This is a genomic window from Paenibacillus mesotrionivorans, from assembly GCF_046098205.1.
GTDB classification, from domain to species: domain Bacteria; phylum Bacillota; class Bacilli; order Paenibacillales; family NBRC-103111; genus Paenibacillus_AR; species Paenibacillus_AR mesotrionivorans.
In genome coordinates this window covers 187,577-205,654 of the sequence record NZ_JBJURJ010000009.1, presented here as the reverse complement: position 1 = coordinate 205,654, position 18,078 = coordinate 187,577, and the positions used below count along the sequence as shown (strand labels likewise).

General features: G+C 57.1%; 15 protein-coding genes and 1 riboswitch. Of the genes, 2 read left to right on the top strand and 13 right to left on the bottom strand.

Annotation, left to right across the window (positions count from 1 at the left end):
• Positions 1–341: 341 nt before the first annotated feature.
• Genes ACI1P1_RS15505 through ACI1P1_RS15495 form a run of 3 tightly spaced genes read right to left on the bottom strand, consistent with a single transcriptional unit; the run spans position 342 to position 2,708 of the window.
• A complete protein-coding gene (locus ACI1P1_RS15505) occupies positions 342–1,748 on the bottom strand; it encodes a nucleoside recognition domain-containing protein (protein WP_416217317.1) in 1,407 nt (468 codons plus the stop codon).
• Positions 1,717–2,457, bottom strand: coding sequence for a FeoB small GTPase domain-containing protein (locus tag ACI1P1_RS15500; RefSeq protein ID WP_416217316.1), 741 nt, complete (start codon positions 2,455–2,457; stop codon positions 1,717–1,719). The genes ACI1P1_RS15505 and ACI1P1_RS15500 overlap by 32 nt, the downstream gene beginning before the upstream one ends.
• On the bottom strand, positions 2,457–2,708 hold the full coding sequence (locus tag ACI1P1_RS15495; protein WP_416217315.1) for a FeoA family protein: 252 nt from the start codon (positions 2,706–2,708) through the stop codon (positions 2,457–2,459). Before ACI1P1_RS15495 ends, ACI1P1_RS15500 begins: the two co-directional genes overlap by 1 nt.
• Positions 2,709–3,048: 340 nt before the next feature.
• Positions 3,049–3,202: riboswitch (FMN riboswitch) on the top strand.
• Positions 3,203–3,370: 168 nt separating this feature from the next.
• Between ACI1P1_RS15495 and ACI1P1_RS15490 the strand changes: the two genes are divergently transcribed.
• Positions 3,371–4,336 carry a DMT family transporter gene (locus ACI1P1_RS15490; protein ID WP_416217314.1) on the top strand — a complete coding sequence of 322 codons (966 nt, stop codon included), beginning with the start codon at positions 3,371–3,373 and terminating at the stop codon, positions 4,334–4,336.
• 124 nt (positions 4,337–4,460) lie between these two features.
• Here the strand turns inward: ACI1P1_RS15490 and ACI1P1_RS15485 are convergent, their stop codons facing one another.
• From ACI1P1_RS15485 to ACI1P1_RS15455, 7 genes are all read right to left on the bottom strand, one after another.
• A complete protein-coding gene (locus tag ACI1P1_RS15485; protein WP_416217313.1) occupies positions 4,461–5,051 on the bottom strand; it encodes a hypothetical protein in 591 nt (196 codons plus the stop codon).
• A 27-nt stretch (positions 5,052–5,078) separates the two neighbouring features.
• On the bottom strand, positions 5,079–6,071 hold the full coding sequence (floA, locus tag ACI1P1_RS15480; protein WP_416217312.1) for a flotillin-like protein FloA: 993 nt from the start codon (positions 6,069–6,071) through the stop codon (positions 5,079–5,081).
• Positions 6,072–6,140: 69 nt separating this feature from the next.
• A complete protein-coding gene (locus tag ACI1P1_RS15475) occupies positions 6,141–7,511 on the bottom strand; it encodes an NfeD family protein (protein ID WP_416217311.1) in 1,371 nt (456 codons plus the stop codon).
• Between the two features lie 147 nt (positions 7,512–7,658).
• Positions 7,659–8,102 (bottom strand): GatB/YqeY domain-containing protein, encoded by a 444-nt coding sequence (locus ACI1P1_RS15470; protein WP_416217310.1) that lies wholly within the window; start codon positions 8,100–8,102, stop codon positions 7,659–7,661.
• A 15-nt stretch (positions 8,103–8,117) separates the two neighbouring features.
• Positions 8,118–8,291, bottom strand: coding sequence for a 30S ribosomal protein S21 (gene rpsU, locus ACI1P1_RS15465; RefSeq protein ID WP_113020895.1), 174 nt, complete (start codon positions 8,289–8,291; stop codon positions 8,118–8,120).
• A gap of 174 nt (positions 8,292–8,465) precedes the next feature.
• Positions 8,466–8,813 carry a histidine triad nucleotide-binding protein gene (locus ACI1P1_RS15460; protein WP_416217309.1) on the bottom strand — a complete coding sequence of 116 codons (348 nt, stop codon included), beginning with the start codon at positions 8,811–8,813 and terminating at the stop codon, positions 8,466–8,468.
• A 370-nt stretch (positions 8,814–9,183) separates the two neighbouring features.
• The gene (locus ACI1P1_RS15455) at positions 9,184–9,621 is read right to left on the bottom strand and encodes a hypothetical protein (RefSeq protein WP_416217308.1); all 438 of its coding nucleotides are present in this window, start codon (positions 9,619–9,621) and stop codon (positions 9,184–9,186) included.
• Positions 9,622–9,845: 224 nt separating this feature from the next.
• Here ACI1P1_RS15455 and ACI1P1_RS15450 point away from each other — a divergent pair, with 224 nt between their 5' ends.
• Positions 9,846–11,801 (top strand): FAD-dependent oxidoreductase, encoded by a 1,956-nt coding sequence (locus tag ACI1P1_RS15450; RefSeq protein ID WP_416217307.1) that lies wholly within the window; start codon positions 9,846–9,848, stop codon positions 11,799–11,801.
• A 122-nt stretch (positions 11,802–11,923) separates the two neighbouring features.
• Here ACI1P1_RS15450 and ACI1P1_RS15445 read toward each other — a convergent pair whose 3' ends face one another.
• From ACI1P1_RS15445 to ACI1P1_RS15435, 3 genes are all read right to left on the bottom strand, one after another.
• Entirely contained in the window at positions 11,924–12,769 is an 846-nt protein-coding gene (locus ACI1P1_RS15445; protein ID WP_416217306.1) for a formate/nitrite transporter family protein, read from the bottom strand.
• 272 nt (positions 12,770–13,041) lie between these two features.
• Positions 13,042–16,500 carry an AAA family ATPase gene (locus ACI1P1_RS15440; RefSeq protein ID WP_416217305.1) on the bottom strand — a complete coding sequence of 1,153 codons (3,459 nt, stop codon included), beginning with the start codon at positions 16,498–16,500 and terminating at the stop codon, positions 13,042–13,044.
• Entirely contained in the window at positions 16,497–17,690 is a 1,194-nt protein-coding gene (locus tag ACI1P1_RS15435; RefSeq protein WP_416217304.1) for an exonuclease SbcCD subunit D, read from the bottom strand. The genes ACI1P1_RS15440 and ACI1P1_RS15435 overlap by 4 nt, the downstream gene beginning before the upstream one ends.
• Between the last annotated feature and the right edge of the window lie 388 nt (positions 17,691–18,078).

Genomic DNA, 18,078 nt, shown 5'->3' with positions numbered 1-18,078 from the left:
GGTGCCCGTGGGCAGTGGCGGAGGTATAAAGCCTAACGGACTATGGTTCCGCTATTTGGCGGAAAATCGGTATTTCCCGACGCAAACGGACAGAGAATCCGCTATTTGGCCAACAACAGGCTTTTTCCTAGCCCGCTTGGTCAAATAAAGGCTCCTCTGTCCGATAAGTCTGCAAAAAAGCAAATATGGGCAAAATAGCGGAACGTGTGTCCGTAACGCCCGCCCTGGCTCCAGAACGCGGGTAGGCAGAGCTGCCGGATACTGCCAGCCCGAAACAGGCTGCGGCAGCGCTCCTAGGCGCGCGAGATCTCACCAGTTGGCAGCAGGCAGCCGCAAAAGCCTTACACCCAGCCGAACAGCCTTGCCGCTGTGGCGGTGAGGAACGTGACCCCGATGGCAATAGCCAGGGGAAGCGCGGCGGACACGAAGGTCCATTTTTTGCTCTTGGTTTCTTTGTAAATATTGTACAGCGTGGTGCCGCACGGGTAGTGGAGCAGGGAAAACAGCATCATATTCAGCGCCGTCAGCCAGGTCCAGCCATGCTGCAGCAGAATGTCCTTGATATTGCCGATGCCGTCGGCATCCACCATAGCCCCCGAGGAGAGATACCCCATCAGCAGAATGGGGATCACCACTTCATTGGCGGGCAGGCCCAGAATGAAGGCCATTACAATGAAGCCGTCCATTCCCAGCAGCTGGGCAAAAGGGTCAAAAAACGCCGCCATATGGTCCAACACGCTGGTTCCGCCCACGAACACATTGCCAAGAATCCAGGTGATGACACCTGCAGGTGCTGCCACCACCAAAGCGCGGGTCAGCACGTTCAGGGATTTATCCCGAGAGCTCAGCAGGATGGTTTTCCAAATTTGCGGTCTGCGGTAAGGCGGCAGCTCCAGCGTGTAGTGGGAGGGCACACCCTTCAGCGCTGTTTTGGACAAGGCCCACGACACGGTCAGCGTAATGGCGATGCCGAACAGCACCATGCCCATCACCACCATCGCGGTGGCCAGGGATTGCAGCCCGCTTGCCGCCCCCGCCGCCATAAATAAGGAGGACAGCAGGATCAGCGTCGGCCAACGCCCGTTACAGGGCACAAAATTATTGGTCAGAATAGCCAGCATCCGCTCCCGGGGCGATTCGATAATCCGGGTGGACATAATTGCCGCTGCGTTGCAGCCGAAGCCCATGGACATGGTCAGGGCCTGCTTGCCGTGGCCGCCGGATTTTTTGAAGAGACGGTCCATGTTGAAGGCCACCCGGGGCAAATATCCGAAGTTCTCCAACAGGGCGAACACCGGGAAGAAAATAGCCATCGGAGGAAGCATCACGCTGACCACCCAGGAGGAACCGCGGAAGAAGCCCAATACCAAGAGACCATGCAGCCATTCAGGTGCATGCACCGCCTGGAAGCCCCGGGTCAGATACCCTTCGATCCAACCGAAGAAATCCGCCAGAAGCCCGGAGGGAACATTGGCCCCGGCAATAGTGATCCAGAACACCAGGCCCAGCATGGCGAACATGATGGGATAACCCCAGAGCTTGGAGGTGACGATCCGGTCCAGCTTATAGGTGCTTTGCAGCTTTTTCTTATCCTCGTAGCGGACCGTCTCACCAACCAGCTCTTTGGTGGTCCGGTAGATATCGCTGACGATGGCGTCCCGGACAGGCTCCCCGCCAGAGACAGACCGGGCCAGCTTAACAAGACCGTCCAGCGGGTCAGGCGAGGTTATGGCATGCGGATCGGCCATGGTTGACATCTCCTTTGCGCGGGACAAACTCCCCGCCTTTCATTTTTTGCCGAAGTGTTTCGAGAAGTCCTGTGTCCTCATCCAGCAGCCGCAGGGCCAGCCATCTGGAGGAAAACCGCAGCCCCAGGGTATCCCGTACAACAGGCTCCAGCACCGCCAGCTTGCGCTCCAGCTCCTCCTGATACCTTACTCGGACCGGCTCCGGGACAATCTCACCTGTGGCCACCGACGCCACCATGGACAGAAGTCCGGATATGCCGATTTTGTTGCGGGCGGAAATGGCCGCTACCGGGACGCCCAGCTTGCGGCTGAGCAGCGCCGTATCCACATGGATGCCGAGACGCTTGGCTTCGTCGATGAGATTGATGCAGACCACCACCCGGTTGGTCATTTCCAGCACCTGCAGCGCCAGATTCATGTTCCGTTCCAGCGAAGTGGCGTCCAGTACCACAATGGTCACATCGGGTTCCTCGAATACAATGAAGTCCCTGGTGACCTCCTCGTCCTTGGAGTTGGAGAACAACGAATAAGTGCCGGGCAGATCAATCATGCGGAATTCATGCCCATTGTGGGTAAAATCCCCTTGAGCCAGGTCAACGGTTTTGCCCGCCCAGTTGCCAGTATGCTGCCGGAGGCCCGTAAGCAGGTTGAATAAGGTGCTTTTGCCTGTATTGGGATTGCCGGCCAATGCCACAGTGTAAACCGCCATTATTCCCCACCTCCCGTAATGGTTCCGTAAATCAGCGAGCTTTCTTCTTTCCGGAGGGCGATTGTGGTGTTGTTGACACGGAAGGCGATAGGATCGCCCAATGGGCTTCTCTGCAGCACCTCCACCTCATTTTCGGGGACGAATCCCAAATCGAGAAGTCTTCTGCGCATTACGCCCTGAACCTCTATCCGCGTCAAAAGCAGGATGCTGCCCGTTTTTGCCTCTGACAGTGGTATGTTTGTTGTTGTCATGCCAATTCCTCACTTTCCGCTGGGACAAAGAGTTTGCCTCGTGCAACATTTATGATAAAAAAAACCGGACTTGAAATTGGTATTTGCATACACGGCCTAAAAAAGGCTACCAGCAGTATATGATCTACCCCGATTATATGCCACACTTTTGTTTTCCGCAACTAAAAAACTTGCCTATGCGCAATATTTGAATAACTTTTATAATCTAGGCTTGTCTACAAATTAAATGAAAGCGGTGCCACTAAAAAGCCCTTGGCAGTGTGCGCCAAAACCGCAAAAACCACTGGACAGAACAAGGTACTTCGGCGTATGCTTGTGCTGTGAAAAAAATAACAACATACAAGATCTTCGGGGTGAGGTGAAATTCCTGACCGGCGGTAAAGGCTCCTTCAAAGCCCAAGCCCGCGACTCCCGGCGGTTCGGCAGACGGACCACGGGACTGATCTGGTGCAATTCCAGAGCCGACGGTAAAGTCCGGATGGAAGAGGATCAAAGAGAAACACGCTTGGCGAAGCTTGAGCCGGCCCTTATTAAGGGATGGACTCTTGACGTATGCGCGGTTCAGCCCACCCCCTTTTGGCCTGTCTCAGGCAAACGGGGGTTTTTTGATCTTGTTTCGGAGTATGAAACACCTTCTAAGGATTTTGGAAAAGGAGCTTACAATGAGCACTGTTTTTGCTTCTCTGTCAGGCAAATCCTTCCGCGGCGGTTTCTGGCTGGTATTGCTGGGAGCGGCGCTGTGGGGCGTGGATCCGCTGTTCCGGATCATTCTGCTGAAGTCTATGACCTCCTCCCAGATTGTGCTGCTGGAGCATGCCGTATTGTTCCTGGCGGCCGCACCGGTGCTGTGGAAGCGCCGTTCGGAGCTCCGGGCCCTCCGGCTCCGGCATATAGGGGCCCTGCTGGTGGTTTCCTGGGGCGGTTCGGCTGTAGCCACGATTCTGTTCACCAAGGCTCTGGTCTCCGGCGATCTGAACATGGTACTGCTGCTGCAGAAGCTGCAGCCGCTGTTCGCCATCGGCTTGGCTGCGGTAGTTCTGAAGGAACGCCTTCCGCGGAACTTCGGATTCCTGCTCTTGGTGGCACTGGTGGGCACCTATCTGCTTACCTTTGGCTGGACGCTGCCCCTTGGGCACACCGGTACCTTCATCGGCTGGAGCAGCCTGATGGCCTTGGGCGCCGCCGCTTTATGGGGAGGCTCCACCGTAATGGGCCGGTATCTGCTGGGGACACTGCAATATGAAACGGTCACCTCCCTGCGCTTCGTTATGGCACTGCCCCTCCTGTTTGTTATTGCCCAGGTTGAAGCGCAGCCTTGGCAGTTGAACAACGGCTACGGCGGCTGGGGACTGGTAGCGCTGAATCTGCTCCTGCAGGCCCTGCTGCCCGGATTACTCAGCATGCTGCTGTATTACAAGGGTCTGGAGACCACCAAGGCCTCCTATGCCACTCTGGCCGAGCTCAGTTTCCCCATGACCGGCGTATTGATCAACTGGGTGGTCTACAGCCAGGTAATTACGCCCGCCCAGCTGCTGGGCTTCATCCTGATTTGGGTGACGCTGTTCATCATATCCAATCAGCGGAACCAGTTGGAGCTGCCGGCCAAGGTGCAAACCAAAGCCGCCTAAACCTTTAGCGCTTCTTCTCTGGTGCAAAACAAAAAACCGGGCCTGCGCCTTGCGGCGGCAGCTGCCCGGTTTTTTATTTTACAGTTCCTTGTCTTGCCATCATGTCTCTTATGGAATCATCCCGTTATCTGCCGTAAGGCCGTTTCGATCTGGGCGCACCCAGAATTTCCGACCACACCACTGCTTTGGCAAGATCCTCACCCTCCGGCGTCCATCCATCCGCTGTTTTGGCAATTGTTGTTTCCCTGACGCCGATCTTGCGGGAATCGGATTGGGGAATCAGACGGGTGCCTGCCGTGCTGCCTGCTCCTGTTGACTGGAAGGGGCTGCTCCGTTTGGAAGCAGGTTTTTGCTGTCCAGCACCCGAAGCCGCGAAGGCTCTCCGGGAGGATTCTTCTTCCTCCCACTGGGCTTTACGCTCAGCCTCGGCGCGTTCCTCCCGGCGCCATTCCACCTGCTCGCGTTCCAGCTCCTCCTGCCGCCTTTTCAGCTCATGATCCGCTTCCCACGGATTAGGCGCCGCTTTGCGGACAGTCTTCTTCATCTCGCCCGGCCCGCCGCCGAAGGTCGGCATCCGGTTTAACGGTCTAGGCTGCCCAGGTTTCTTCTGCTGGGGACCAGCCGGAGTGCTGAACTTTTTGAACAAGGAGAAAAGCCCTGCCAGTACGACAATTAGAAACGGCAGATTGCCTGCAAGAGTTGACAAAAAGTCCATGTCCCCACCTCACTTCCCGGCCTCATCTTACTCCTTCTCCGGCTTGGAGGAATCATTGACCTTGCCAATGGAACTCCTCATCTGGGTATCTGCATCCAGGTTCTTCAGGTTCATGTAATCCATAACACCCAGTTTACCGCTTTTTAGGGCATCCGCCATGGCAAGGGGCACCTGGGACTCGGATTCCACCACCCGGGCCCGCATTTCCACAACCTTAGCCCGCATCTCCTGCTCCTGGGCCACCGCCATAGCCCGGCGTTCTTCTGCTTTAGCCTGGGCAATTTGCTTATCTGCTTCCGCCTGCTCCGTTTGCAACTGCGCACCGATATTCTTGCCGATATCCACGTCCGCAATATCGATGGACAGAATTTCAAAGGCCGTTCCCGCATCCAGACCCTTGCCCAATACGGTTCTCGAGATCATATCGGGATTTTCCAGAACATCCTTATGGGAATTGGAGGAGCCGACAGTTGTTACAATCCCTTCGCCGACACGGGCGATAATGGTTTCCTCGCCGGCGCCGCCCACCAGACGGTCGATGTTGGCGCGCACCGTTACCCGTGCCTTTACTTTTACTTCAATGCCATCCTTTGCGACAGCAGCCACAATCGGGGTTTCAATAACCCGGGGGTTAACGCTCATCTGTACTGCCTGGAGCACGTCCCGGCCTGCCAGGTCGATGGCTGCCGCCCGTTCGAAGCCAAGGGGAATATCGGCCCGCTGGGCCGCAATCAGGGCGTTGACTACCCGATCCACGTTACCGCCCGCCAGATAATGGCTTTCCAACTGGTTAATGTTCAGTCCCAAACCTGCCTTGTTGGCTTTAATCTGGGGATTGACGATCCGGCTGGGGGTAACCCGTCGCAGACGCATGGCGACCAGGGTGAAAATCCCCACCCGGACTCCCGACGCCAGCGCCGAAATCCACAGCATAAAGGGGAAAAAGCTGAAAAACACGGAAAGCACGATAATGGCCAGTGCAATGACCACAACACTCATTACCATTGGATCCAGACCCATAAGGTAAAGCCTCCTAAATTGTATGTTTTTTGAGAATGCTCTGTACGACGTTTTTTCATTCGGGGGACTCTACTCTTCCTTCCCGCTGACCACAATACGCCCGCCTTCCACCAGAACCACCTTCACCAATTGGCCCTGTTGGATGAATTCTCCGGCGGTAACCACATCCACCCGTTCGCCGTCAAAAACAGCTGTTCCTGCTGGGCGAAGCGAAGTCATAGCCTTGCCTGTTTTGCCAAGAAGATATTCCTTCACGGGCTGGGATACATACCCGAGCTCCGTCTTCAGCTCATCCTTCAGGATAAACTTGTTCCAGATCCCCCGTTTCCTGAAGGCGTAAATGACAAAGCCCGCCAGCACCATAGCCAGAATAAAGCCGATTCCCAGCGAAAGAGCTGCTGCAGACGAATCATACGCGGCCATAATCACCCCGCTCATCAGACAGATGATGCCGATGATGGCCCATATTCCGAAGCCTGGGACGAATATTTCGATCACCAGCAGGATGATCCCGATGATAAACAGCACCACATCCTCCACCCCCGCAAAGCCTGCCACATATTGGCCGAAAAAGTACAATACAAAGCTGGCTGCGCCGATAAAGCCAGGAATGCCAAAGCCCGGTACGAACAGCTCAATGGCAATTCCCGCCAGCCCCAGGATAAACAGGATGGTGGTCACAACAGGATTAAGCAGAAAACGCGCCAAATTTTCCGAGAAGGAAGGATTAAACACCTCCACTTGAGCGCCTTCCAGTCCCAGTGCCTTCAGCACCTCTTCCTGGCTGCCGGCGATCCCTTCCGCATACCCTACCTTCAGAGCTTCCTCGGAGGTCAGGGAAATCAGCTCCCCCTGACGGAACTCCTTGTTCAGCTGAGGCACCGCCAAGGTCCGGTTTTTGTTGACCATTCCTTCGGCGATAGCGGGGTTGCGGCCGTTCTGCTCGGCCGCGGAGCGCATGGCGCTGGACCAGGCTGCCACCGTTTTGGCGTTGGTGTCCAGCTCCTCCCCCGTCCCATCCACAACCGCTGCGGCACCGATGGTGCTTCCCGGCTCCATGTAAATTTGTTTGGCGTTTAAGGCGATGAAGCTTCCCGCCGAGAATGCTTTGCCGCGGACGAAGGCGGCTGTCGGCACCTTGCTGTTTTTAATCAGCTCGCCGATCTCCATAGCCGCATCCACCCGGCCGCCCAGGGTATTCACATCAAGCACGATGTAGCTGGCCTGATGCTCCTCCGCATCCTTATAGGCGCGCTGCAGGAAACGCTGAAGCCCGCTTTCGATGGTTCGTTCAGCGGGTATGTAATACACCAGCTTGGCGCCGTTCTGGGTCTCTCCAGCCGCCTTGACGCTGCCTGCGGCCGTTATCCCCGCCGGGATCAGCATCAGCACCGCCAATAACCCCATAAGCCATGCCTTCAACCGGATGTTCGTGTTCACCAACCCCTTTCTATTCCTTTAGCTTACCATGAATACGCAAAATTATGGAAAGCGTTTCAAAAAATTCGCAACAGATGCACAACAAAAAACACCCCGGCTCGGTTACCCGAGATCCGGAGTGTTTATTGAAAAGAGGCAACGGCCTTCTTAAGCCAGTAGCTGCGAAACGATCTGATTGACGAGCTTGCCGTCGGCCAGCCCTTTCACTTTAGGCATTAATGCGCCCATAACCTTACCCATATCTGCTTTTGAGGAAGCACCGACTTCTTGGATGGTCTGTTGTACAATCACTTTGACTTCATCTTCACTCAATTGCTTGGGCATGTATGCGGAGAGGATATCCAGCTCTTGCTTTAACTGGTCAACCAAATCCTGCCGGCCTGCTTTTTCGAATTCCTGGAGGGAATCTCTACGCTGCTTGATTTCACGATTCAGTACGTCAAGGACATCCTGATCATCCAAAGTCTTTCGTTGATCGATTTCTATATTCTTGATCGACGAACGAACCATCCGGATCACGGAAAGTCTGAACTTATCCTGGCTCCTCATCGCCTGCTTCATATCTTCGTTCAATCGGTCGTTTAAGGTCATGAGTTTAGGCTCCTCCTAGAACTTCCGCTTGCGAGCAGCCTCGGATTTCAACTTCCGCTTAACGCTAGGCTTCTCATAGTGCTTGCGCTTCTTAACTTCCGCCAATACGCCATCCTTCGCGATGGATTTCTTAAAGCGGCGAAGTGCTGCATCGATTGTTTCATTCTTACGTACTCGAGTTTCTGACACCAGATTTCCCTCCCTCCGAACAGACCGTGTCCAAAAAACAGACGGTTATCAAACTACATTATAGGGTAAAGGGAAAGGGTGTGTCAACCCGTGATTACATCTATCTGCAATCCTCGCGCCAATCGCTTACACAGCCTGTCAGCCTTAGCCCACATAACCTTCCGCAAGACCCTATTACTTAGCAAACAGCGGACCCAATTTGGAGCCGCCCATGAGATGGTAATGAAGGTGGAATACCTCCTGCCCGCCGTCCTTGTTGCAGTTGTTGGAGAGGCGGTAGCCGCTTTGGGCAATGCCGGTTTCTTGAGCCACCTGCTGGGCCGCGGCATGGATCTCCCCGATCACCTGCAGATCCTCGGCCGTAACATCGTTCATGGTCGGAATATGCTTTTTGGGAATCAGCAGCACATGGACCGGCGCACCCGGATTGATATCGTGGAAAGCCAGCACATGCTCGTTTTCGAAAGCCTTTTTGGAGGGGATATCCCCCTTCACAATTTTGCAGAAAATACAGTCTTCCATTTTGCGCTACCTCCGTTAATGGATAAGAATTACATTCATCATACCAAAAAAACGGTGCCCGTCCAATTCGGGCTTGCGTCTGTATCTCCTTTACCCGCGGTAACGGAACTTTAACGCTCTTAGCGGGCAAAAATAGATGTTCTTACTTTGTTACGGAACTAAGAGGTCCTTACAAGGGGGCGGGCAGCCTGGAACTGGCTTTTTCGGCGGCTAACGGTCTCACAGTTCCGTTATTCCGGGGAATATTCGGAAATCGACCTCTAAGGGACTCACAGTTCCGTTATGGCCGCCCCTCCGCCTTACCACCTCCATCTGGCCGCCCTCACTCCCAGAAAAAAAACCGGCTCCTCAGGGAGCCGGCACAGCCGTTTTAGATCCAGTACGGAAACAGGGACAATGCGGCCAGACCCGCCAGAGGCAGCCCATAACGGCGGAAACGGGGATACGGCCAGTACCCGGGGCCAAACCATGGGCCGGGGCCTACCCACGGTCCAGGGCCCCACGGACCGGGTCCCCATGGTCCGGGACCCCAAGGACCCGGTCTGGGACCCGGACCCCAAGGGCCGGGTCCGCCGAATCCCGGGCCGCCAGGACCAAAGCCCGGTCCTCCAGGGCCAACTCCCCCGCCGATACCAGGATAAGGCGCCCGCATAGCCTCCTCTTCCTCCATCACCGGAGCCGCAATATACACATGCTCCTCGTCCACCTTTTCGATGATGCCGTCATACACTGCCCCGTCCTGCATGTGCAGGCGGACGTACTTGTTCATGTGCTCCTGGCACAGGTTAAAGGCCTCATGATGCTGCATGCCGCATTCCTCCCGTTGATTGCCGGCTGCAGGAAGGCTCCCCTCCACCGCACCGGCTGGTCATAGAGCATGATATGCGCCCGGTTCCTGGGCGGACACCCGGTATGCATAAAATAGGCGGTTGCCCAGAGCACTCCACCCCCTTTTACCCAAATTAGACTGATAGTCTATTTTCGGCTGGACGGATGCTTGCCGGAGTTTTATAATAGAGATGGAATAAGCTGATGGGTGTGATGACCATTACGTTCATGAGGGAATCCACGCGAAAGAAGCGGGAGGCGGTTATCGAAGCCGCTCTGAATCTGTTCATGCAAAAAGGGTACGAGAATGTCTCGGTTGACGAGATCATCGCGGCCACCCATACCTCCAAGGGCACCTTCTACCATTACTTCAAGGGGAAAGAGGAAATTTTGCTGGAGGTGGGACGCCGCCAGGAAGACCTGATTAAAGCTTGGGCCCGGACGCCTGTCCTTCAGGTAACATCGCTGGAGGCGCATATCAACCGGTTGTTTCTGGAGCTAGCCGCCAATATCGGCAAGTACCGGGTGCTGATCCGCTCCATTACCACCGTATCCCAAGAAACCGATCCGGTTTTATCCATGCTTCAGCCTTTTGATCTGCTGCACAAGCAGCTTCTGGTTTGGCTTCCCGAGCCGGAGAAGGTCAATGCGCTGGTGACCATCTACGTGGGCACCGTGATCGGCTGGAGCGTCAAGGACGACGCGGAGCTGCTTCCCCTTTTGGAGAACAATCTGTCCATTGTCTGGAACGGCATCCGCCATGAAACCGGCAGCACCGCCCCCAAGCAGCTTGCCCCGTATACTAAACATATGCTTCCGCGAAGCAAACAGGAGGAGACCACAATGAGAGTAGCCATTATTGGAGGAGGCCTGGCGGGTTTGACCGCCGCCGCATATCTGTCCGAAACCGAGCATATCGAGGGTGTTCTTTTCGAGCGCAGCCCGCAGCTGGGCGGACGTGCCTTTACCTACGAGAAGGAAGGCTTTACGCTGAACTACGGTGCCCACGCCATCTACGGCATCGACCGCCACAACATCACCACCATGGAAAAAGAGCTGGGCATGTCCTTCAGCAGCAAGCAGGTGGATAAGCGCAAGGTGGTCTACTCCAAAAACGGCCAGCTGACTCCGGCTCCTCTGGATTTTGTCAATATCGTCAAGACCGACCTGCTGACTGCCGTGCAGAAGGTGCGTTTTGTCGGCGAGGTTGCCGCTATCATCGCGCAGATCCATACCATCAAAAACTACGACACGCTGGGCGACTATCTGGACCAGTCGGATGCCGACGACGATCTGAAGGAGCTGTGGGAGCATCTGGTGTGCTCCAACTTCTTCATCTCTCCGGAGGATGCACGCAAGGTATCCGGCTCCGTCGTCAGCGAATATTACCATAACCTGTTCCTCTCCAGCCGTCCGGTAAACTACGTGCTGGGAAGCTGGGCAGTCATCACCAACCAGCTGCATGACAAGATCTCCGGCTCGGGCCGTTGGGAAGTGGCCATGCAGGAGGGCGTGGATGAAATCCGCTACGAAAACCGCAAGTTTGTCCTGAAAACCAAAAAACGTGAGGAAGCCTTCGACAATGTAGTGTTCGCCATGCCGGTGCAGCAGGTCGTCAAGCTCCTCCGCGGCACACCGTGGGAGCCGTTTATGGATAAATACCAGGACAGCAAACCCACCGAGGTTATGGTGTACGACATCGGCCTGAACCAAGTGGTGGCCCGTCCGTTCAGCTATATCAGTGACATGGACCAAAAGATGTTCATCACCGATGTTTCTGCTACCGACCATACCCTGGTGCCGGACAACGGCCAGCTCCTGCAGGGAGTCGCGTATCTGAACGATGAGTTCGAAAGCGATCAAAGCCGCAAGCTTTATCTGGACCAGAAGCAGGAAGCCATGGAATCCCTCTTCGACAAGCATTATCCGGGCTGGCGCGATGCCTTGACCGTCAAGCGTGTGTCCAAGAAGGCTATGGTGTCCAGTGTCAAGAACATTGAAGGCAACGAGCTGCTCCCCAACCGGGTGGAAAATGTGCCCTTCTACTTCTGCGGAGACGGCTGTGTCGGCAAAGGGGAATTGGCGGAGCGCTCCTTCTCCAGCGCCCGCAATGTAGCCCGTCTGCTCCAACAGGAAACACGGGTGCTCCAACAAAAATAAGCCGCCCTTCAGCAAGCGGCCAAACGCAAAAAAGCTCCTTTGTCTGCACCTGGCAGGCAAAGGAGCTTTTTTCGCATATCCGATTTTGTATACGGGAAGCGGAACGGGCCGAGCATTGGAATTTATTTGGCTACGCGGACGTCGCGAGCAGCAGCAGCGGGTTTGACAGCAGCAGGCTTCACTTCAGCAGCCTCTTGGCTCTTTTTCAGATAAGCCATAAAATAGATGCCCGCTACGAAGATGGCGCCGCCAACCAGATTGCCCAGCCAAACCGGGAAGAAATTGTGGAAATAATCGCCCCAGGTCAGGTGGCCGGCGAAGATGGCTGCCGGGATGAGGAACATGTTGGCTACAACGTGCTGGAAGCCGATGGCGACGAAGGCCATTGTGGGGAACCAGATGCCCAGAATCTTGCCGCCGATATCCTTGGCCCCGTAGGAAAGCCATACGGCCAGGGCAACCAGCCAGTTACAGCCGATACCGGAAACGAAGGCCTGCAGGAAGGTGTCATGGACCTTATGCTCGGCCATATCCACTGTTTTGGCCAGGAATGCGCCGGTTTCCGTCAAGCCTACTACGTGACCGAAGAAATATGCGACGAAGATCGCACCGGCGAAGTTGCTCAATGTAATCAGGATCAGATTGCGGATGGCCTGCCAGGTGGTAATTCTTCCTGCATAACGGGCCAAGGGAACAGCCATCATGTTGCCGGTCAACAGTTCACCGCCGCCGATCAGAACCAGAATCAGCCCAACGGGGAACACCGCGGCTCCGATGAAGGTCGCGAAGCTTCCCCATGCGGCAGGGGCACTTGCGGTAACGCGGATCGCTAGCAAAAACCCGAGAGATATGAAAGCCCCCGCTGCAAAGCCCAGTGTAAGCACGGTCAGCAAGGGCGAGGTTGCTTTTTTGTAGCCGGATTCGATGGTGTATTCGGCAATTTCTTTTGGAGTCAAATATGACGCCATTGGTATAGCCTCCTTCAGGATTTCTTGAATGTGGTTGTCTTCTTGTTGTTCCGCCAACAAAATGGACATTCTGTCTTGCAATGATTCTAATTAGGCTATAACTCATTTTACCTTCATGTCCGTCCGGGGGGTAGTGAACATTTCTTTAACATAGCCAGTAATCGTTTCCAATTTACAGACAATGTTCACAAAATCGTTAAACCTGGCTCCACAAACAGGAAAAACCCCCGGGAGGTTCCATCCCCGGGGTTGAAGACAGCTTATTAGTCCCACTATAAAGTTTCATATACGATGCGGCTGCCCGCACCCGCCGCTTCCGCCGGATGAACCACAAGCCGCCGGGGAAGTCTGGACTTCAGCTCCGGCACGTGGCTGATCACCCCTACCGTAAGCTGCTCCATATGAAGCTTCTCCAGGGCATGGACCACCGTTTCCAGCAGCTCCGGATCCAGCGTTCCAAAGCCTTCATCCAGGAAGAAAAACTCCAAGGGATGGGTGCCGTTCAGCTGAATCTGGGCGGATAGAGCCAAGGCCAACGATAGGGAGGTCAGGAAGGTTTCCCCGCCGGACAGGGTGCTCACCGGTCTGCGCAATCCCCCGTTGGCATCGTCCCGGATAATGAAGCCGCCTGTGGAATCCGTTTCCAGGGCATACCGGCGCCGCGTCAGCTGGCTCAGCCGTTCGGACGCCGCCCGGCTTACCTGGAGCAGCTGCTCCATGGCCATAAATTCCACGAAGGCATTGCCCCGGAGCACGGTCTGCAGCTTTTGGAGATTCCGCAGACGCCCCAATGCCCCTTGGCGTTCTTCCTCGATAGCCAGCCAACGGGCATGGCGCCGGTTCAGCTCCTCCATGTCGCGGACGGCCCTCGCTTTTTGCTCCAAGGCCGCTTCATCCGCCTGCCTGGCCTCTGCAAGTGCCGCCTCGCACTGCTCCCACTCCGCTTCCGTCATCTGACGCTCGCCGATTTGTGCATTCAGCGTATCGATGGCGCTTTTGAGCTTCAGCTGCGCTTCCTTGTAACCAGTTATGCGGGCCTCCAGTGTCCGGATAGCTTCATCGGACAGGATAGCGGCTGATGCCTGCTCTGCGGTTGCAAATCCAGAGGAGGCCAGCTCCCGCTCGCCGTGGCTTTGGGCTCTGTCCAAGGCGGAATCAGCGGAAAGCCTGGCTTGGCGGGCGCCGGCCAGCCTGCGGTCGGCTTCGTTCAGCTCGGCTTGGCGCAGCTCCAGCTCCCGGCGCAGCTCCGCCTCCCGCTCCTTCATCTGCCGGAGCCGGGCGGTCAGGCTGTCCAGCAGCTCTGCGGTTTCCTGGCGGCTCTGCTCTACTCCCAGCAGTTGGAGCAGCTTCGCCCGTTTTTCCTCCGTGCCGGAGACAAAACCCTGTACGCGGGCAGCGGCGGCGATTCGCTCGCGTTCATGTCCCGCCGCTTCCTCCTGCAGCCGCTTGAGCTTCGCGGCCATCTCCTCCAGCACCGGGTCCGCCTTGGCCAGACGGGCCATCAGCTCCTCCTGCAGCCGCAGCCCCTCCTGGAGCTGGTCCCATAGGGCTTGCGCCTCCTCCGGATGCAGCTCCGGGAAGGACAAACGCCAGCTGTGTTCTTCCTCCGCCACAAGCTTACGCAATGTGTCCACTCTTCCAGATACCGTCTCCGCGGCACTTGCTGCAGCAGTCTGGCGCGCCAGCTCCTCCGCCAGGGCGGTTTCTTTCTGGCGAAGGAGGGCTGCAGCACTCCGCAGGTCTTGGCTCCACCGCTCCGTCTCTTGCTGGAGCCGGGCTATTCCACCGCGGCAGCTGCCCACCCGTTCTTCCATTTCTTTGAGCGGAGGGACCAGGGTAGAGGCGATTTGAAGCTGGATCGCAGCGGCTACCTCAGTTTGCGTCTTGCTTACATCCGCTGTGGAATCGGCAGTATGCTGATCCAGCTCTGCCTGAAGTGTTTCGCTTTTGGCATGTGCGGAGAGCCCCAAATCCTTGGCCTCCATCAGCAAGCTGCGCCAACGGGCAGCTTCTGCACCGGAGGATTTCCCATCGTCTTGAGCAGATGCGGAAGAAGCGTCCGCTTCCTGCCCCGTGGAAGCATGGACCGGATGGGATATGGAGCCGCATACCGGGCAAGGCTCCCCGTCCTTCAGATCCCGGGCCAGCTGCCCGGCCAGATTCCGCCGGAGCTCAGCAAGTCCTCGCTGCTGCTCCTCTTCCTCCCCGGCGGCAGCCAGCCGCCCCAGCTCATCTGCAGCGGAGGCCAGCTCCGCCAAACGGCGGATCAGCACAGCACCTTGACCGGTCAGCTCCGCCAGCCGGCGGCGGCTTTGATCCAGCGCCTCCCGTGCATGATGTCCCGCTTGAAGAAGTGTCTCGCTTCGTTGCTTGGCAGCTTGAAGCTCCTCTTCTGCTGAGGCGGTTTGCTTTTTGGCATTCTCCAGCTTGTGCACGGCCAGGACCGCCTGCTGCAGCTGCTCCCGCCGTCCAGGCGGGATAGAGAGCCCGGCCAGCTTGGCCTTCAGCTCCTGCTGCAGCGCCAGTGCCTTGCCGTACCGTTCCTGATCCCGGTCCAGCAGCTCCGCCGCCTCTTGTTCCTTTCGGGCCAATTCGGCGGCAGTCCGGGCTGCCTCCTCCAAGCTCTGTTTCACCGCGGCCAGCTCCCCATGGAGGGTTAGAGCCTGCCGGACATTGGACATCCGTTCCGCCAAAGGGCCTTCCTCTTCGGCCAGACGTTTTTGCGCTGCTGCATAATCCTCCCGGATCAAGGCGCAGCGCTCCGTCTTTAGGGCGTGCTGCCGCTCCGCCTCCTCCAGCATCCGAACGGTCTGCTCCCGCTCCTTGGCCGCTTCCGACCATTCCTTCAGAAAATGGGAGACCCGCCGGGCCTGCACCGCCAGCTGGAGCCGCGCTTCCTCGGCTTCCATAACGCTCCCGTCAAAGGATAAGCGCCGGGTCTCCTGCTCCAGTCCCTCCCGTTCCTGCAGAAGCTTCCACAAGGCCCGTTTGTCATTGGCTTCCCGCTCCGCAGATTGGAGGGAGATACGGGCTGAAGCACTGCCGGCTTCTGCCTGTGCCAGGTTTAGGGCAGCTTCCTTCAATGCCTCCTCCGAGGCATTCCCCAGACCCAGCTGCTCCGCTTCCGCCTGCTTTACCGCCATATCCGCTTCCCGGACGCCCGCTCCCACGCGGGCGCCAAGGGCATCGCCATATTGCTCCAGGTGAAACAGCCGCTCCAGCATATGCCGCCGCTCCACACCCTTCAGGGACAGAAATTCTGCAAACTTGCCCTGAGGCAGCACCACCGCCCTAGTAAAATCCTGCATGGACAACCCCAGAATTTGCTGAATCCGGGCATCCACCTCCTTGGCCTTATCGGCCAGCACAACGGGACCGGAAGCCTCCACCTGCACCAGCCGCGTGATGCTCTGGGTGACCGAAGCGTCGCCGGAGCGTTTGTACGTGCGCTCCACCCGGTAACGGTCCGTCCGGCCCGCACCCGACAGCTCGAAGGTAAAGGTTACGCTGCAGGACGCTTCCATTTGGTTAATAATTCCCAGCGTACCGCCGGGTGCCCGCTCCACCTTACCGTAGAGAGCCAGCGTCATGGCATCCAGAATAGAGGATTTGCCGCTGCCGGTAGGTCCGAAAATTCCAAAAACCCCCGCGTCCGACAGTTTGGCGAAATCCACCTCCTGCTTCTCTCTGTAGCTTTGCAGTCCCGCCAGGGACAAATACACCGGCCTCATGACGGCTCCTCCCCGGCTGCGGCGGCCTCACTGGGCCCCTGCTGCTGCAGCATGGACAGGAACAGCCGCACCAGCTCCTCGTCGGGCTGGGCGCCTCCCGTCTGCCTGCTGTAGAACCGCCGGAACAGCTCATCCACCGGCAGTCTGCGGTCCATCTCCTCTTCCTCCCGCTGCATCTCCGGATAAACAGGCCGGATATGGATGATGCCCTCATGAGCCTTGCGCAAATGCTGCAGTTGGTCCATGGAAAGCGCCTCATCCATGTACAGGGTCAGATCAATCCAGGCCCGGGCGTCCCGGCATTCCTCCAGCCACTCATATACCTGGGCCAGCCCCCCCTTGGCTGTCCACTCCGCAAGAGGTCTGCCCGAGGATAGGGGCAGCTCCGTAATCACCGGCTTACAACCAGGGGTAATATCCGCGATGGTGACCGACTTGGCCTGGCCTGCTTCGGAGAAGCTGTAGGCCAGGGGCGAGCCGGAGTAACGGACAGGCGCCGGAGCTTTTATGTACTGCGGGCGGTGCAGATGCCCTAATGCGATATAATCGGCTCCGGCGCATAAAGCAGCGGCATCCACGGTATAAGCACCGCCTACCTGGATGGGACGTTCCGAACCTTCGGATTCGGCGCCGCCCAGCACATACAGATGGCTCATCAGCAGGTTTACCGTGTCCTTGCGGAATTCACTGCAGGCCTGCCGGACCAGCGCGCCGATCCGCTCCGAATACGCTCTGCGGAGAACGGTTTCCTCCGCCTCCTGGCTCAACAGCTCCCCTAACCGCGATTCCGATGGGTAGGGGAGGGCATATAGCACCACCTCCTCCCCTGTGGAGGGGATACCCAGCCGGAGTGAGGCATTCGCCGGAAGCCCCCGGAGGACAATACCCTGGCGGGAAGCCAGCGGTTCTGCCGCCGCCAGGCGCTCAGGACTGTCATGGTTACCGGCGATTACCGCCACATAGCGTCGCCCGCCCTCAGCCAGCCTGGACAAGGCATCGTAAAACAGTTTTTCCGCTGCGGACGGCGGATTGACACTGTCATACACATCTCCCGCAATCAGCACCAGATCTACGGCTTCCTGACGGACAATGGATACCAGCTCATCCACAAAAGCCTCCTGTTCCGCTTGGCGGCTCCGGCCCTCCAGCGTCCGGCCCAAATGCCAGTCCGCCGTATGCAATATTCGCACAATCATTTCCTCCCTACGTTTGGCCTTGCGGATAAGCCAGCCTCACCTTAAAATTGCCTATCGTCGGCGGAAGCGCGGGCTGTTTCTCCCACCCCGCCACGATCAACCCAAAGCAGTATCGGCCGTCCCGGTGGTGGAGCCAGGCTAACGGAAGCCACAGCCGTTATTCCGCAAAAACAGCCCCTTCCAAAATCTAACGGCGGCCAGCGCCACTATTCGGCCCATTTTGCCCAGCTGCCGCATCATTGGGGCAAAATAACGACCGCTGCTTCCGTTAGAATTTCAGCAGGGGCATTTTACCCGAAATAGCGGCTCCTGCCGCCGTTAGATTCGCAACAGGGTGCAATCGAGTGGAAGTAGGTTTGCACCTTGAAACGTCGAACTATTG

What these genes read in the sequence shown, in the direction of transcription:
- ACI1P1_RS15450 (WP_416217307.1), top strand. Translation starts at nt 9,846, where the DNA reads ATGGGTGTGATGACCATTACGTTCATGAGGGAATCCACGCGAAAGAAG.
- ACI1P1_RS15470 (WP_416217310.1), bottom strand. Translation starts at nt 8,102, where the DNA reads ATGACCTTAAACGACCGATTGAACGAAGATATGAAGCAGGCGATGAGG.
- ACI1P1_RS15490 (WP_416217314.1), top strand. Translation starts at nt 3,371, where the DNA reads ATGAGCACTGTTTTTGCTTCTCTGTCAGGCAAATCCTTCCGCGGCGGT.
- floA (WP_416217312.1), bottom strand. Translation starts at nt 6,071, where the DNA reads ATGGGTCTGGATCCAATGGTAATGAGTGTTGTGGTCATTGCACTGGCC.
- ACI1P1_RS15455 (WP_416217308.1), bottom strand. Translation starts at nt 9,621, where the DNA reads ATGCAGCATCATGAGGCCTTTAACCTGTGCCAGGAGCACATGAACAAG.
- ACI1P1_RS15495 (WP_416217315.1), bottom strand. Translation starts at nt 2,708, where the DNA reads ATGACAACAACAAACATACCACTGTCAGAGGCAAAAACGGGCAGCATC.
- ACI1P1_RS15500 (WP_416217316.1), bottom strand. Translation starts at nt 2,457, where the DNA reads ATGGCGGTTTACACTGTGGCATTGGCCGGCAATCCCAATACAGGCAAA.
- ACI1P1_RS15440 (WP_416217305.1), bottom strand. Translation starts at nt 16,500, where the DNA reads ATGAGGCCGGTGTATTTGTCCCTGGCGGGACTGCAAAGCTACAGAGAG.
- ACI1P1_RS15485 (WP_416217313.1), bottom strand. Translation starts at nt 5,051, where the DNA reads ATGGACTTTTTGTCAACTCTTGCAGGCAATCTGCCGTTTCTAATTGTC.
- ACI1P1_RS15460 (WP_416217309.1), bottom strand. Translation starts at nt 8,813, where the DNA reads ATGGAAGACTGTATTTTCTGCAAAATTGTGAAGGGGGATATCCCCTCC.
- ACI1P1_RS15505 (WP_416217317.1), bottom strand. Translation starts at nt 1,748, where the DNA reads ATGGCCGATCCGCATGCCATAACCTCGCCTGACCCGCTGGACGGTCTT.
- ACI1P1_RS15445 (WP_416217306.1), bottom strand. Translation starts at nt 12,769, where the DNA reads ATGGCGTCATATTTGACTCCAAAAGAAATTGCCGAATACACCATCGAA.